Source organism: Nonomuraea sp. NPDC050153 (assembly GCF_044460125.1).
Lineage (GTDB): Bacteria > Actinomycetota > Actinomycetes > Streptosporangiales > Streptosporangiaceae > Nonomuraea.
Window position 1 is genome coordinate 18464 of sequence record NZ_JBITJQ010000043.1, and the last position, 16540, is coordinate 35003.

Genomic DNA, 16540 nt, shown 5'->3' on the forward strand with positions numbered 1-16540 from the left:
CGATCGACAAATTGTTGTCTATTCGCAGGCGATGCCGAGGACTGGGAACAGGGCCTTCATCTCGAGGCGGAGTGCCTGGTAGTGCCGGTCGACCTGGGTCCAGGTCTTCGGTGGGCGGCCTCGTCGTGGGGTGGTGACACCGGCGAGCAGGGGTTTGATCACGTGTTCGCGGAGGGTGATGAGGGCGGCCATGATGCGGGCGGCGCGCGGTGGTAGGTGGTATCGGTGGGCGCGGCCGGGTTTGTCGATCAGGTCCTTGCCGCGCAGCTTCCGCAGGTCGTAGGCGGCTTGCCGGGTCGTGTAGGAGGTTTGTCCGGTGAGAGTGTGGACCTTGGCGGTGAACTGCGCAACGGTGAACCCGCCGGGGGCGGCGGCCAGGGCGAGGGCTGCCGAAAGGGCGACCTGCATCCGCGGCTTGTTCAGGTCGATGCCGCCCACGCGCACCGCTCCGATCTGGGAGGGCAGCGGGAGGTCATCGAGGGTGGCGTCGGGAATGAAGCCGACATCGACACAGTCCAGGGTGGTGCAGAACCGTTCAGCGATGCCGGCCAGCCGGGAGACGATGGCGGGGAACTTCTCCAGGGCGCGACCGACGCCCAGGTCCTTGGTGTTGTGCGCGGTGGCCTCGAAGCGCAGCACGTGTTCGCCTTTGGTGTAGGCCTTGACCGCAAGCCGCCCGAAGGAGAGCTTGAACCAGGTCAGGTCGTAGCGAGGTGTCTCGATCACGGCTTCGATCACCGAGGTGCCGATGCGGGTGTGGTGGGGGCGGTGCTTGGCGCCGAAGATGGTGCGCACGGCGGGCACGTCCAGACGAGACCGCGTGCGATCCACCACCCGGTCGAACAATCGTTGCATCCGGGCGCCGTTGCGAAACAGCAGGTTGCGGCTGTATTCGACCTGGTAGATGGAGTAGGCGTAGCCGAAGCCGCTACGGGTCTGCTCGCTGGTGTCCAGGGCGAAGCACAGGCACGCGGTGTAGATCCACCGATCGCAGACCTCGCCCAGGCGCCCTATAGCCGCGGGCTGCGACAAGGCATCTGCGACCTGGGCCAGGGCTGCTGGATCGGCAACGGCGGTGAAGCAGTTGCCCTCCTTGTCGAAGGCCATCCCCGCTCTGCGGGCCTGGCAGGCCACGTACTCGTGCCCGTTGAGCAGGATCTGCGCGCCAAACGGCGGATGCCCCGACATCTTGATCGTCACATGGCCCCAGTCAGGATCCATGATGTGGAAGGAGTAGTGATTGACGTACTCGCTCTTCTTCTCCAGGTAGGTGATGACGTCCCGGGCTGAGCGTTTGATCTTCCACACCGTCGCCGGCGCCTTGGCCACCAAGACCATGAACACCCCGGGCCGGGTGACCTGGTGAGTGGCCAGGTACTCCTCAGCGATCCGATGCTTGCGTTCCCCGGCCTTGCAGAAGATGACGGGGACACCGTTTGCCGCGCCCCAGGCCTTGACCCGCCGGGCAAACCGGCCCGCCATCCGCATCAGATGGGTGTCGTCGAGAGTCTGCTCCGAACCGGCGAGCCGTCGCCACCAGGTGCGGAATCCGCCCGCGTTGTGTCCCAGCGAGTAGTAGGCGTTGAGCACGATGCGGTCCACGCAGTCGTAGCTGCCGGTCACCAGATCGCCGTATCGCTGGCTGAAGTCATCGGCCACCAACCGAACGTAGACCGCTTATCACGGCCCATCAGCAGAACTGCCCCGAAGGGGCCACTACTTCCGAGCGAAGTCTCGGATGGAGCGTAGCGATCTTTGGTCGCTAGGTTCTGTAGGTTTGTGTCAAGTTTCACGACGCCCGAGGAAGTCGAGCTTGGGCGGCGTAGTCGTCGACGTGCCGGGTGATGGTCTTGGCCGCGGCTGGACCGTCCACTTCCCATCGCTCCACACACCGAAGAAAGCCGTGTTCGATGTTGTCGCCGAGCTGCCCCACACGGTGGCTTTACGCTCAGTTGTCAGGTCTGGTGTAAGTGGGGCATAAGTGACGATCAAGTGTTGGTCCATATGTTCCTCTCGTTAGGAAAAACCTACGAAAGGGACGGTCCCTTGCCCGCTCCTGCGGCGACTCCAAGCTCGTCGCCCGCTACCGAGCAGTCTACGCTGCGGTGTCCTGCCTACGGAGGGTTGTGCGATGGGACTGGGGATCAAGATCTTGGGGCCGTGGGAGCTGACGGCAGACGGCGACGTGCTGCCGCTGACCGGCAGCCGGCGGATCGGCCTGCTGACCCGGCTGGCATTGAGCGCCGGCCGGGTGGTCACGACCGACCAGCTCCTCACCGATGTGTGGGGGGAGAGCCGGGCGGCGACGGCGCCGAAGCAGCTCCACATCGTGGTGTCGAAGCTTCGCGAGTTCCTTGCGCCCCGGGCGCTCGACGAGGTCATCGTGACCGCGCCGGGTGGATACTGCCTGGACGTGCCACCTGATCACGTCGATGCCCACCTGTTCATGCGGCTGGTGCGCGAAGCGCGTGCCGGCCGGGCCAGGGGAGAGATCGTTACGGCGGACAGGTCGTTCCGGCAGGCTCTGGCCCTGTGGCGGGGAGAGGCCCTGGCGGGCATGCCGGCGGAGTGGGCCCAGATCGAGGCCACCCGTCTGACGGAGGAACGTCTCACCGCTTTGGAAGATCACGTCGATCTGCGGATGACAGCGGGCGATCACCACGCGGTGATACCGGATCTGACCGCCCACATCGAGGCGCACCCGCTGCGGGAAAGGCCGCATGCGCAGCTGATGCTGGCGCTGTATCGCGCTGGACGGTCGTCGGAAGCGCTCGCGCTCTACCAGGACACTCGCCGCGTCATGATCCAGGAGCTCGGCATCGAGCCGAGTGCCGCGCTGCGCCGGCTCCAGCAGGCGGTCCTCGCTCGCGATCCCGTCCTCGACCTGACCGCTCCGGCGCAGGATGCCACGCTCGGCGACGCCGTCGCCCCGGCCGAGCTGCCCACTGACACCCGCGCCTTCACCGCCCGCGATGTCGAGCTCGCCTGGCTCGACAAGGCGCTCACCGACTCGGGGGCCGGCACGCCGGCGATCGTCGCCATCGGCGGTCCCGGCGGGGTCGGCAAATCCGCGCTGGCCGTTCACCTGGCGCACGCCGTCGCCAACCGCTACACCGACGGCGTTCTCTACATCGACCTGCACGGCGCCACCGACGGCCTCCGGCCGCTGTCGCCGATCGAGGCGCTCGGCCAGCTTTTGCGCTCGCTCGGGCTGGACGGCTCCGCCGTACCGACCACGGTCGATGAGGCCGCGGTCCGCTACCGATCCCTGACCTCGGCGCGGAACGTGCTGATCATCCTCGACAACGCCCTCGACACCCGCCAGGTCCGCCCGCTCATTCCCGCCGGGTCGGGGTGTGCGGTCGTCATCACGAGCCGGCAGGTTCTCACCTCGCTCGACGGGGCGAGCCAGCTGAACCTGCCCGGGCTCGACCCGTCCGAATCCACCGCGCTGCTGGCCCGGATCGCCGGCCCCGGCCGGGTCCACGCCGAGCCGGAGGCCGCCGGGCGGATCATCCGGCTCTGCGGGGGCCTGCCCCTCGCCCTTCGCATCGCGGCGGCACGTCTGGCCGCCCGCCCCGACTGGACGCTGTCCTCCCTCGCCGACAGGCTCGCCGACGCCACCCGCCGCCTGGACACGCTGGAGTATGCCGACCTGGCCGTCCGCGCCGGCATCGCCGTCAGCCTCCATCACCTCAAGGAAGAGCCCGCCGGCCAGGACGCCGCCCACCTGTTCGCCCTGCTCGGCCTCCTCGACGCGCCCACCCACACCCCAGCGGCCACCGCCGCTCTCGCTGACCGGCCCGAGCGCACGGTGGAGGCCGCGCTGGACCGCCTCCTGGATGCCCGGCTGCTCGAATCGACGGGGCCGGGCCGCTACCGGATGCACGACCTCGTCCGCCTCTACGCCCGCGAACAAGCGGACGACATCGTCCAGGAGAGCGATCGGGTGGCCGCCACCCGCCGCGCGTTGCACCACTACCTCGCCACAGTCAGGACGGCCAGCCTTCTGCTCAACCCCACCCCCCAGGTCAGAAACCTTCGCGCCGACCAGCCGGGCCTTCGCCTGGACACACCGCAGGAGGCGATCGACTGGATCGAGCTGGAGCGCGACAACCTCATCGCCGTCGCCCGGCAGGCCGCCACTCGCACCGACGATCCCAGCACAGTGGAAGGCCTCGCCGCCAGTCTCCACGGACCCTTCAGCCACAGAGGCTGGCTCGCTGATCTGGCCGAGATCCATCACCAGGCCCTGCAGGTGGCCGCCCGGACTGGTGACTGGGCGGGCCAAGCCCGCGGGCACAACCAGTTGGGCTGCATCCACAAGAACCAAGGCCGCTTCGAGCCTGCGGTCGAGCAGTTCGAGCGTGCCCTCGTGTGCTGGGATCGAGCAGGTCTGCCCCTGCGTAAGGCGGGCCCCCTCAAAAACCTCGGCTCGACCTACGGCAGTCTGGGGCGGTTCGACGACGCGCTTGCCACCCTGGACGAGGCGACAGCGGCAGCGACAGCCAGCGGCCTGCGCGACTACCAAGCGAACATCCTCAACGGCCGGGCCGCGGTGCTGATCAGAATGGGCCGGCTGGACGACGCGATCGACGCGGGCCGAAAAAGCGTGGAGATCTGGGCGGAGTTCGACAATCCCCACGGCGAAGGAGCGGCGACCGACACGCTGGCCGATGCCTACCGACGCGCCGGCAGGCTCGTCGAGGCAGAGGCCGGATACAGGAGGGCGGCCCACCTAAACCACAAGGCCGGTCACCGCGCGGTGGAGGCCGTTTGCCTGTGGGGGCTCGGCGACACCCTGTACGATCTTGGACGGCAGGACGAGGCGCGGAAGTGCTGGCGCCAGTCAGCTCAGATTCTGTGTGATGTCCACCTCCTCGCCGAGGAGGAGCTGGAGGTCCTGCTCGCCCAGGACCTCCCTCAGCCTCCCGACCCCGTCAAGCACTTGGGAACGCGTTGATCAGATCGGCGATCGCCCTGTAGGCGACCTGCTCTTCGATTGGTCCTTGTCATAGACGTCGCCGCTGATGGCGACGGAGACGAAGTAGTCGCCAACCCGGGCGATCCCCTTGGCGCTGCCGTACCCGGACGCATTCCGGAATGCGTGCCAGAACCACGCTTGGCGCGCCGTTGACACCAAGCCCCGGATTCCACCACGCCTCTGGGAATCCGGGAGGGCGGCCTGGGCAGAATCAGCAGAGCCTGTCCAAGTCGACGTATACCGAGTGGTTGTAGCGACGCTCGCCGGTGTTAAAGGTCACCCGCTTCTGACTCGCAGAGGTCGAGAACGTCCCGTACCACGATCGCAGGCACTGCCCATGAGGGCGGCGAAGCGTTGTGCGGACTTCATTGTCTCCTTCGCTACGGTTGTCGGACCGGAAGGCGGGGATGCCGTGGACGAGGCGCGGCACGCCCTGGCGATGACGGAGGACCTGGGCGACACCGGACTATCCGAACAGCTTGACCGCGGCGTAGAACTCGTACGCCACGGTCTTGCAGGCAGTCTTCTTCACGCCGGAGAAATGCTCGTCACACGTCCTCTTCATATCTCCGTAGAATGCCGAATCCACGCTCTTCTTGTACGTATTCTTCCAGTTGCCCGTAGCCGCTAGTCTCTTGACGTTTCGGTAGCCGAAGTCGTGCCGGGTGCAGGGAATCAGGAAGACGAGCTTCCAGGCGTCGGCGTTCTTTATTTCCTTCGGCACCGAGCAGCCGTTGGAACTCCAGTCGAACTTGTAGGCCTTGATGGCCTCGGTGTTCCGGTTCGCACGGGCCTTTGCCCATTTGTCGAAGCTGGACTTGGAGTCCATCGTGAGCTGCACCGCCGCTATGAGCTGCTCCGACTTGCTCTTGTCCAATACCGCGGCCTGCGCCGAAGTGGCCAGCGCGGCGCTCGCCGCCAGAGCTGCCACGCTAACGGCCAGTGTCTTTTTCATGGTTACTCTTTTCTTTGCTTGGAGGAATGCTGAAAAGTTTCGCAGCGTCGCCGGGCTTACCGCAACAGAACATGTCGCAATGGCTGACGGAACATACCCCGGACATACCGGCTCATCGAATTTAGGCCGGGTCGACGTATCCATGGCCAGGCGGCGGATCCGGCGGAGAGGTCAAGGGGCCCCCGATATCGGCGCGAACGCCTGGCCGGCCTCTCAGGGCAGCGCGACGGATCGTAACCTCACCTCGCCAATCAGGCTGGCAGCTCTATGAGCCGGCCCTTACGCCGGAAGAGCCAATTTGTGGTTGTGGCGAGACATTGTGCGGTGGCCGCGGCGCCGGGGTCGACGGCTGCCTGCCGTCGATGGCGAGGAGGCTGTCACGTTCGTTCGCGCCCCGGCTGGTCGCTTCACCCGGGGTGGCGAGCCAGCACCGCGCTGATCGGGCGGGTACCGCACTATGAGGTCCGTGCCGGGATCGATCAGGACGGGCGCGTTCTTGGTTGTGACCAGGTAGTGATGGGACGTACGACGAGTGGCCGTGATGGCGCACACGTTCGGGCACGTGACGGGCGGCCTGCTCGACGGCGTAGAGGCGGATCAGGTCGTGCATCCGGTAGCGGCCTGGACCGGCGGATTCGACAAGGTGGGCGTCCAAGAGATGGTTGAGCGCGGCTTCCGCACGGTGTTCCGGCCAGCCGGTGAGAGCGGACGCGGCAGCCACCGTGTAGGTGGGGGTGTCCAGGAGGCCGAGCAAGAAGAATGCGTGGGCGGCGTCGTGACCTGCAGGCTCTTTTGGAAGATGCTGGAGGCTGACCGCGATGCTGTCCCGAATCGACAGGTCGGCGTGTTCAAGGGCATCGAGGCGGCGGCTTGGGTTGGCGAGCTGAGCGGCCAGTTGGGACAGCGTGCGATCGGGGCGAGCAGCCAGGCGTGCCGCCGAGATGCGTAGGGCGAGAGGAAGGCCGCTACATTGCCGTACGACCTGGCGTGCCGCTTCCGGCTCGGCACAAACTCGGCCGGGATCCACGAGGCGGGCGAACAGCGCGGCCGCGTCGGCGTGGTCGAGCCCAGTCAGGTGCAGATGCCTCGGCATATCGAGTGAGGCCATGATCTGGCGGCTGGTGATGATGACCGCGCACGCGGGCCCGGCGGGAAGGAGAGGTCGGACCTGGCTCGCGTCGAACGCGTCATCGAGGATGACCAGGAGGTTGCGCGTCGAGGTAAGGGAGCGGTACCGGTCGGCGGCCTCGTCCAGGGTGGGCGGTATGGCGGCGCCGTCGAGCCCGAGTGAGCGCAGCAGCCGGCTCAGAACCTCGATCGGCGACAGCGGCTGGAAGCCGGCGGTGGCGGCGCGCAGATCGACGTAGAGAACGCCGTCCGCGAAGTGATCGGCGATGGCGTGCGCGGCGTGGACGGCCAGCGCGGATTTGCCGATGCCACCGGGGCCATGTATCGCAACGACGGCCGGCGATCCGCGCACCGTGTCGGTGAGCGTCTTGTGCAGCCAGGCGATTTCGGTGGCGCGCGCGGTGAACGCCCGGGTGTCGGCGGGGAGTTCGGCCGGGATGACGGGCTTGGTGAGTGTGGTTTGCTGCGCCGGGGAGGTGAGGTCGAGTGCAGGATCTCGCCGGAGCACCGCCTGCTGCAGCCGACGCAACACCGCTCCTGGTTCGATGCCCAGCTCATCGAGCATGGCGCGGCGAGTCTCCTGGTACGCCGCGAGGGCTTCGGACGATCTGGAGGCCCGGTACAGCGCCAGCATCAGCTGGGCGCGAGGGCGTTCCCGAAACGGGTGGGCCTCGGCGTGGGCCGTGAGCGCCGGCACCACCGCGTGATGATCACCGACCGCCAGGCGGAGGTCGATATGGTCTTCCAGTGCGGTCAGGTGCCCCTCTTCCAGGCGAGCGGACTCGACCTGGGCCCATGAGGCGGTAATGTCGGCCAGCGCGTTACCCCGCCACAGAGCAAGAGCCCGCTGGAACAGTGCGTCCGCCCTCGCGATCTCGCCCTGGGCCCACGCGGCACGTGCCTGGTGCGCCAGGAGCGTGAACAGGTGGGCGTCGATGCGCTCGCACGCGAGATTCAGCTGGTAGCCACCGGAGACGGTCGCGATGATGTCGTCACCTTGGTGCGGTGAGAGTACGCCGCGAAGCTTCGACACCACGATGTGCAGTTGTTTGCCGGCCGTCGCCGCTGTGCTCTGGCCCCATACCTTGGTAATGAGTTCCTCCGCGGGGACCGGCTGCCCAGCGCTCAACGCCAGCCTGGACAAGACCCCAACCCGCCGTCCACCGGCTATCTTCACCGGCTCACCGTTCGCCGTGGCCTCCCATGGCCCCAGCAATTTGATCTTCAGTCCCATCAGGGCTCTCCCTGTCCTCTTGGATAGTCGACGTGAAGGGAAGAGACATCTGCTGGTAGACGCAGGACAGGCAGCTCGTGCCGACGGCCCTCCTGCCCGGTGACTCGACGCAGGGCGCGAACGCCTCAAGCGCCACGATTCTCGATCCCATCGTGCTGTCCACAACGGCTGGATGGCGGCTCGGCCTGGAACGGCGTCATCGCCCGGCGGCGGTGTCTCTCACCAACGCCGCCACCGCCCCCCATCGAGGTGCCGGTGCCCGTTTCCGCGTTCGATATCGACCCAGAACGAGTCGATCACTTCACACGCGGATCATCACCTGTGCGAGCAATCGTGAACGCGCCGTCGCGAAGACCAACAGCAAGGCAGGAACCTTCCCCCACTACTTTCACATCCATCCCCGCTGCCCCGTCGCAGAGGGTATCCGCACGGCTGCGCCGCGACTGATCGCCACTCTACGAAGGCACAGGGCGCGCCGGTGTCAGGTGATCGCCCTACATCGGGCTCGCCGTTTGGTTGAGCTCGGCGAGCGTGATGAGTCCGTCATCGAGGGCGCGGCCGACGAGCTCGCTCTTGGTACGTGCGGCCCGTCCCACGTTGGCGTACTTCACCCGCACCCGCGCGATATAGGTGTCAACGGTTTTGACAGTGATGTTGAGCTTCGCGGCTACGAGTTCCTTGGACGAGGACACGAACCACGCCCGCAGCACCTCGGTTTCCCGCTGGGACAGGCGCGGCCGGCCGGGATCGTCGTCTGCGATGAGCGCCCCGGACAGAGACGGAGGGGTGTAGGGCGCGCCCCGCGCGGCCGCCCGGATGGCGGGTACCAGGTGGTCAGGTCCCTCGCGCTTGGTCAGGTAGGCGAGCGCGCCGAGGTCTATGCATTTGATCGCAGTCGCATCATCGGTGTGCTGGGAATAGACGATCACGCGCCTGCCGCTGTCGACCAGCCTGCGAAGCTCGCCGAAGTCCGGTCTGCGCGGCACCAGCTCCAAATCGAAGATCACCACGTCGGCGACGGCGCCGGGTCCGGTCCAGACATCGGCGAGCCGGTCCCCGGCATCGATGAGATCGATCGGCGGCACGGCCTGGGAGCACCAGGAGCGCACGCCTGCGGCGATGGCCGCGTGATCATCCACGATCACCGCAGTGATCAGCTCGTCCGCTGCCGAATCGGCTGCCATCGGGCCTCCATCCAAACCGTATTGCCGTTGTTCAACGCCTCGACCCGTACGCCGGGTGTCACGGGGCTCGGCACGTTCACCTCACCGCAGTCGGCGACCACGCTGACCGACAGCACGTCCGCACTGCCCACGGCGGTGACCCGTGCCCGGGAGGCGGCAGTGGCGAGCACAATGAGCACCGCCTCGGTGAGATCGCGCCGAACGGCCACGGGCGGCTCGGGCCACTGGCCGCGTGCGTCCAGTTCCACCACGACGCCTTTGCGGTCCGCCACGTCGATGCAGTGGCGCAGCTCGTGCAACAGGGGGTTCGCGACAGTGTCGGTCTCGGCGAACAGTCTCCGCATCCGGGCCGCCTCGATGGCACACCGGCGCTGGACCAGCGGGTCCTCGGGGCGGAGCGAGCCGTCGGCGAGCCCCTCCAGCAGCGGGATCGTGGTCGTCGACAGCTCGGCGAACCGCTGCTGCCTGCGGCGGTGGGACTCCGCGGCGACGGCCTCGGCGACGCGTACCTGCTCGGCCTCCCTGCGGGCGGCGGCCGCCGCCGCACTGAGGCTGCGCAGGACGGTCGCCACGACGGCCAAGCACAGAGGGAAGCCGATCACGCTCACCGAGCCGGTGGCGAACCGGGCCAGGTCCCCCCGGCTGGGCTCATCGAGCAGGACCAGGTGGAGCAGGGCAGTGAGGTCGTGTGCCAGCAGGAACAACGCCGCCGCCCGCAGCGGACGATCGAGCAGCACGACAAGACCCACCCAGTTGGCGGCGCCGAAAATCCAGTCCACACCGGTCGATGTGCGCCCGTCCGGCAGGGTCACATACGACAATGCGGATACCGCGAGCACGACGGCGATGGCCGGCCCACGCAGTCGGTCCCACGAACGCCCCCGGGCGAGCAGCGCGGCCTCGCCGCCGAGCACGGCTCCCAGCGCCGCGAAGGCGACCAACTGCGCGAGCGATGGCTCATAGGCGTCCAGGTGGCGCAGCAGGCTGGACAGACCGAGCCCGAACACGACGGCCGCGGCGACGAGCAACGTCGCGATCCGCAGGCCATGCCGTAACTGCGCGCGCGTCACCTCTTCGACGGCGTCACTCATGGCCGGCACTCCATTCCAGCCGCACGACGGTGCCCTCGCCCTCGGCGGAGTTGATCGTGGCCGTGCCGCCGACGCGGGTCATTCTGCCGTGTACGGACTCGCGTACGCCGCGCCGGGTGGCCGGTACGTCCGCCGGAGAGAATCCCTTCCCCTGGTCGGCGATGTCGAGCCGCAGCGTCCGCGCGTCGCCGCGCAGCCGGACGGTCGCCCGTGTCGTGCCCGCGTGGCGGCGTACGTTGGTGAGGGCCTCCCCCGCCGCGTCGGCGATCGCCCTGGCGACGGCGAACGGAAGCCGCAGCTGCGTGGGGGCGTCGAACTCCACGGTCAGGTGCGCGGCGTCAAGGTCGGCGCGTAGCAGGTCGACGAGGTCGGCGTGCCCCGATACCCGCCCGCGATCGGAGCGCAGCCTGTCCAGATCGCGGCGCGCCTGCGGCGCCAGCCAGTCCGCGTCCGAGCGCACCTGCCCGACCCCGACCATCAGCAGCGTCGTCGCCGCCGTATCGTGTAACGAGTTGGCGAGCTCGCGTTCCTCTGCGCGGATGGCCGCGGCCACCAGTGACTCGCCGCGCGCCCGCGCGGCTTCGGCCGCCATGCGGTCGGCCCGTTCCGCGGCGCGCTGGACAAGGACCCAAGCCACTCTGGACAGCACGGACGCCGGAATCACCCACGCCGTCCCGCTGATCAGAGCCGCGTCCATGTCCGCCGCTCCCGCCGCGGTGAGGAGACCCACCGCCCCGCCCCCGGACGCCAGCGCCGCCGCGCCGCCCGCCAGCGGCGAAGTGTGCCATTGGCACGTCACGCAGGCGAACGTGACCAGAAGCCGCAGCCACCCGGCGTTCCTGTCCTCAACGGCGTCGGTCCAGAAGACACTCGTGAACAGTCCCAGCAGGACGGCCACGTCCAGGGCCACCGGCAGACTTCCCCGGCCCATGCGCAGCCACCACGCGTATCCGCAGGTCCACGCGGCCGCGACGCCGACCACGTACGCGGTGGTCGTCAAGTGCTCGGGAGGGGCGCGGAACAGGGCGATCCCGCAGATCGGAACCAGCGTCGCCAGACGCACTGCGGCCGCATACCGGCGGCCGAAGCGCACCAGCAGCCGCGCCGCCTCCCCAGCCACCCGTCACCTCTCAAATCACCCGTTCGCGACCTCGCTGTGACGCAGCCTAACGAGTCGCCCTGTCCATCCGGGGATGGCGGTGATTGTCGCGATCGACGCTGAGCCGAAGGGAGAAGTCCTCGGAGCTTCAGCCGTGATCATGTGACTGGTTGCGGGCCGCCGCCGGAGCTGTCCGGCGGCGGTGTGGGTTAGAAGTAGGGGGTCCAGCCGGGGCCGATGGCGGTGGCGGGGCCGAATGCGTTGCCGCCCTTGCCGTTCCAGACGTAGAGGGTGCCGTCGGTCATGGCGGCGATGTCGTCGTGACCGTCCTTGTTGACGTCACCCAGAGAAGTGAGAGTGCCGTCATAGGGAGCCCAGCCACCGCCGATTTCGACGGCAGCGCCGAATTCGTTGCCGCCCTGGCCGTTCCAGATGTAGAGGGTGCTGCCGTTCTTGATAGCGGCGATGTCGCCGATGCCGTCGTTGTTGAAGTCGCCGCCGACGGGCTTGCTGAAGGCTGACCAGCCGCCACCGACGCGGGTGGCCGGGCCGAATGCGTTGCCGCCCTTGCCGTTCCAGACGTAGAGGGTGCCGTCGGTGATAGCGGCGATGTCGTCGTGACCGTCCTTGTTGACGTCACCCAGAGAAGTGAGAGTGCCGTCGTAAGGAGCCCAGCCACCGCCGATTTCGACGGCAGCGCCGAATTCGTTACCGCCCTCGCCGTTCCAGATGTTGAGCGTGCTGCCGTTCTTGATAGCGGCCAGATCGCTGATGCCGTCGTTGTTGAAGTCACCGGCGACGGGCTTGCTGAAGGCCGACCAGCCGCCACCGATCTCCTGCCGGGTGGCGAAGTTGTTGTTGCCCTGGCCGTTCCAGATGTTCAACGTGCCGGTGGCTTCGGAAAAAATGTCACCGATACCGTCGGCATTGAAATCCGCGCCGAACAAGCTGCGGGGCTTCCAGAGGGCGTCGACGATCTTCTGCGCGTCCCCGGCCTCGGGCTGGTAGCGATCTGGATAGGCAGAAACCTGTACGGCCTGACACACCTCGCCGATCGGTGCCGTCTTCCAGGAGTTGTCCGGGTAGACCCTGGTCATCTTGTCGAGGAAGGCGTTGGTGGCCCAGATGGGGTCGAGCCGTTGTCCGACGGAGCCCCATGACGCGCGCTGCTGGAACAGGCCGAGGCTGTCATGGTCAACCGTTTCGGCGACGTTCTGGATGCTGGACTCCACGATGGTGGTGGCGATCGCGATGACCGCGGCTCGAGGCGCAAGGCCGCGATCGCGAACGGCCTTGACGACCATACGGGCGCACGAAACGCGGTACGCGTTCATGTGGCCCTCCAACTTGGCCGTCAGTATGCCGTTCAGCTGGGTGGCGGTCGCGGCGTCCGCACTGGTCGGGCCGTTCGGGTCGCAGGGCGCAGTCGCGTAGGCGGCGGTCACTTCGCCGGCGGGAGGTTCGCCGGGGTCCGCGGCGTGTGCCGGCGTGCATAACGCGAGGATCGCGAAGGCGGTCAGTGCCGCCGTCGTCTTTGACAGCATGTGCTGCTCCGAATCCTGGGAGGGGGCGGTGTGGGTTAGAAGTAGGGGGTCCAGCCGGGGCCGATGGCGGTGGCGGGGCCGAATGCGTTGCCGCCCTTGCCGTTCCAGACGTAGAGGGTGCCGTCGGTCATGGCGGCGATGTCGTCGTGACCGTCCTTGTTGACGTCACCCAGAGAAGTGAGAGTGCCGTCATAGGGAGCCCAGCCACCGCCGATTTCGACGGCAGCGCCGAATTCGTTACCGCCCTCGCCGTTCCAGATGTAGAGGGTGCTGCCGTTCTTGATAGCGGCGATGTCGCCGATGCCGTCGTTGTTGAAGTCGCCGCCGACGGGCTTGCTGAAGGCTGACCAGCCGCCACCGACGCGGGTGGCCGGGCCGAATGCGTTGCCGCCCTTGCCGTTCCAGACGTAGAGGGTGCCGTCGGTGATAGCGGCGATGTCGTCGTGACCGTCCTTGTTGACGTCACCCAGAGAAGTGAGAGTGCCGTCGTAAGGAGCCCAGCCACCGCCGATTTCGACGGCAGCGCCGAATTCGTTACCGCCCTCGCCGTTCCAGATGTTGAGCGTGCTGCCGTTCTTGATAGCGGCCAGATCGCTGATGCCGTCGTTGTTGAAGTCACCGGCGACGGGCTTGCTGAAGGCTGACCAGCCGCCACCGATCTCCTGCCGGGTGGCGAAGTTGTTGTTGCCCTGGCCGTTCCAGATGTTCAACGTGCCGGTGGCTTCGGAAAAAATGTCACCGATACCGTCGGCATTGAAATCCGCGCCGAACATGTTGCCGCAGCCGTTTCGGCTCTCAACGTTGCGCCACTCGCCGCCGGGGGCGGGGCCGTACGCCTTGCCGTCGAACCTGGCCGTGACGCGCTCGGCGCCCTCGAACCCCCAGGTGACGGTCCCGTCGCCGTTGGCGTCATAGCCCTGCTCGAAGTGCAGGTGCGGGGTTCCGTTAGAGGTGGGGCCGGTGTGCCCGACCCGTCCGATGGTCTGTCCCTGCGTGACCCTGTCACCCACGCTCACGGCACGCGACTGCAGGTGAATGTAGGTGGTGAAGTGGCCACCGCCATGGTTGATCTGGATCACGTTGCCGGCGTTGTCGTGGTAGAAGGACTGGTTCACCGTGCCGGACGCCGGGGCGACCAGCAGCGAGCCCTCGGTTTCTGATTGCGGCTCGCGGACCATGTCCAGGGAGGGGGCGTGCGTGGAGTCCCAGGTGTTCAGCCGCCACTTCTGGCCGCAGGGGAACGGCAGCTGGTAGTTCGGGGCTGCCGCGGCGGGAGCCGATGTCGCGACCAGGCCACCGGCTACGACGGTCAGGAGCATGGCCGCGCTGGCAAAGCGTCTTTTCAGCACGTCGTTCCTTTCGCTGAAGGGGTTCGGAGAAAGGCCCGACACATGGAGGAAGCTCCGCCGTGCGTGTCGAACCGCTACCCGACGGTAGGTTCTGGCGGTATGCGCCCGGTATGCTGCGACCAGTGCCCAGGTCAGAGCCCCATGGCGCGCTTCTCGTGGCGTTGAAGCCCGCTGCTCAGCCGGTCGGCCAGGGTGCCCAGCGGTCGAGCAGGGCGCGGGCGGCGCCTGAGTCGACGGCGTGGGCCGCGCGCCGCATCGCCTGCTCCAGCGAACTGCCCCAAGCTGCGCCGTCCCGGCGGCGAGGTGGACCTACCCGGCGCGGCAGGAGATGACGTGGTCGATGCCGTGCTCGGTCTTCTGGGAGCCGATGAAGGCCGCCACGCTCACTGGCCCATCGCCTCTTTGACCCACAAGACTGCGCGGTGCTCAGTCGGTGATCTCCGGGAAGTACGAGTCGGGCTCCCAGTCGTCCTCGACACCCAAATCCATGCTTACCCCGCGAGGTGCCCAACCGTGGGTCCGGTATGCGGCGGGTATATCGGGCCTATGTTCACGGGATGATCGCCTTGACGGCTGAGCCGGCGGCTGGCGGAATGGACGTCCTCATCTTGGAAGGAATCCCGTGCGTCTCGCTCGTCCTCTTGCTGCCGCCATGCTCGTGGCTGCCGCGTTAGCTGTGCCGCAGTCCGCGCAGGCGGCCGTGTTCAAGCATCCAGGAGTGCTGGTCAGCCGCGCTCAGCTCGACTTCGTCAGGGCCAACCTCGGCAATGAGCCGTGGAAGTCTGCCTGGAACGCCATGAGAGGCAGCCGCTTCGCCAGGCTGGACTATGCGGCCCACCCCCGCCCCGAGGTGAATTGCGGCCCGTCGTCGAATCCCGACAACGGCTGCACGGACGAACGCGAGGACGCCATGGCGGCCTACACGCACGCCCTGCAGTGGTACCTCACCAAGGACTCCCGCTATGCGCAGAAGGCGGTCCAGATCATGGACGCCTGGTCGGCCGTGATCACCGGACACACCGGGGAGAACGCGCCACTGCAGACCGGCTGGGCAGGCGCCAACTTCTCCCGCGCCGCCGAGCTCATCAAGCACACCTACACCAGCTGGAGCCAGGCCGGCCGGTTCGCCGGCAAGCTGCGCACCGTGTACCTCCCGACCCTGATCGCCGGAAGGCCGAACAGCAACGGCAACTGGGAACTGATCATGACGGATGCCGCTATCGGCATCGCCGTGCATCTGGACGACCGGGATTCCTTCGACCGGGCGGTCACGACCTGGCGCGGCAGGCTGCCCGCCTACATCTACCTCGAGACAGACGGCTCGCTGCCCAAGGCGCCACCAGGCAGCACTTACAACACCAAAGCCGAGATCATCGACTACTGGCACGGGCAGACCAAGTTCGTGGACGGCCTGACACAGGAGACCTGCCGCGACTTCTGGCACACCGGATGGGGCATCGCGGCCATCTCCCACGTTGCGGAGACGGCCCGCCTCCAGGGCGTGGACCTGTATGCCACGGCAAAGCACCGGCTGCGACGCGCTATGGACTTCCACGCCCGTCTGCAACTGGGCGGGACGGTGCCGTCGTGGCTGTGCGGCGGCAAGGTGACCCGCGATCTCGGGGAGCACTTCGAGGTCGGCTTCAACGCGCTGCACCACCGTCTCGGGTACGACGACTTTTCTTACGCCAAGCAGTGGGTCGAGAAGAGCCGCCCCGCCGGGGTGTCACACTTCCTGGGCTGGGAGACCCTCACCCACGCGCAGAACCCGGAGTACGCCGGGATGGGTGGGTCGGCCACACCGGACTTCGACTCCGACGGCGTGGGCGACCTCTTCTCGGCCGCCACCGGAACGCTGACCGTCTGGAACGGCGAAGGCGGAAACAAGTTCGGCCCCGCCACCGCGATCGGCTCCGGCTGGACCGCCTTCACCCGGCCGATCGCCGGCGACTTCAACGGCGACGGGATCAGC

10 protein-coding genes are annotated in these 16540 nt (G+C 67.5%); 2 read left to right on the forward strand and 8 right to left on the reverse strand.

All coding sequences use genetic code 11. The features are described from left to right. Positions 1–18: 18 nt before the first annotated feature. Positions 19–1602, reverse strand: a complete 1584-nt coding sequence (locus ACIBQ1_RS54175; RefSeq protein WP_397290539.1) for a hypothetical protein — start codon at positions 1600–1602, stop codon at positions 19–21. Between the two features lie 529 nt (positions 1603–2131). Between ACIBQ1_RS54175 and ACIBQ1_RS54180 the strand changes: the two genes are divergently transcribed. Then, positions 2132–4963, forward strand: coding sequence for a BTAD domain-containing putative transcriptional regulator (locus tag ACIBQ1_RS54180; RefSeq protein WP_397290541.1), 2832 nt, complete (start codon positions 2132–2134; stop codon positions 4961–4963). Positions 4964–5450: 487 nt separating this feature from the next. Here ACIBQ1_RS54180 and ACIBQ1_RS54185 read toward each other — a convergent pair whose 3' ends face one another. The 7 genes from ACIBQ1_RS54185 to ACIBQ1_RS54215 form a co-directional block, all read right to left on the reverse strand. Next, positions 5451–5939, reverse strand: coding sequence for a phospholipase A2 (locus ACIBQ1_RS54185; protein ID WP_397290543.1), 489 nt, complete (start codon positions 5937–5939; stop codon positions 5451–5453). A gap of 265 nt (positions 5940–6204) precedes the next feature. Continuing rightward, positions 6205–8301 (reverse strand): BTAD domain-containing putative transcriptional regulator, encoded by a 2097-nt coding sequence (locus ACIBQ1_RS54190; RefSeq protein WP_397290545.1) that lies wholly within the window; start codon positions 8299–8301, stop codon positions 6205–6207. Positions 8302–8795: 494 nt separating this feature from the next. Further along, positions 8796–9485 carry a response regulator gene (locus tag ACIBQ1_RS54195; RefSeq protein ID WP_397290547.1) on the reverse strand — a complete coding sequence of 230 codons (690 nt, stop codon included), beginning with the start codon at positions 9483–9485 and terminating at the stop codon, positions 8796–8798. Then, positions 9455–10576, reverse strand: coding sequence for a hypothetical protein (locus tag ACIBQ1_RS54200; protein WP_397290549.1), 1122 nt, complete (start codon positions 10574–10576; stop codon positions 9455–9457). The genes ACIBQ1_RS54195 and ACIBQ1_RS54200 overlap by 31 nt, the downstream gene beginning before the upstream one ends. After that, the gene (locus ACIBQ1_RS54205; RefSeq protein ID WP_397290551.1) at positions 10569–11696 is read right to left on the reverse strand and encodes a sensor histidine kinase; all 1128 of its coding nucleotides are present in this window, start codon (positions 11694–11696) and stop codon (positions 10569–10571) included. The genes ACIBQ1_RS54200 and ACIBQ1_RS54205 overlap by 8 nt, the downstream gene beginning before the upstream one ends. A 188-nt stretch (positions 11697–11884) precedes the next feature. After that, positions 11885–13219 carry an FG-GAP repeat domain-containing protein gene (locus ACIBQ1_RS54210; protein WP_397290553.1) on the reverse strand — a complete coding sequence of 445 codons (1335 nt, stop codon included), beginning with the start codon at positions 13217–13219 and terminating at the stop codon, positions 11885–11887. Positions 13220–13254: 35 nt separating this feature from the next. Further along, positions 13255–14568 (reverse strand): FG-GAP-like repeat-containing protein, encoded by a 1314-nt coding sequence (locus tag ACIBQ1_RS54215; RefSeq protein ID WP_397290555.1) that lies wholly within the window; start codon positions 14566–14568, stop codon positions 13255–13257. Between the two features lie 652 nt (positions 14569–15220). On the opposite strand from ACIBQ1_RS54215, the gene ACIBQ1_RS54220 reads away from it, so the two are divergent. Continuing rightward, positions 15221–16540 (forward strand): alginate lyase family protein (locus ACIBQ1_RS54220; protein WP_397290557.1); only part of this gene is annotated, 1320 nt, incomplete at its 3' end.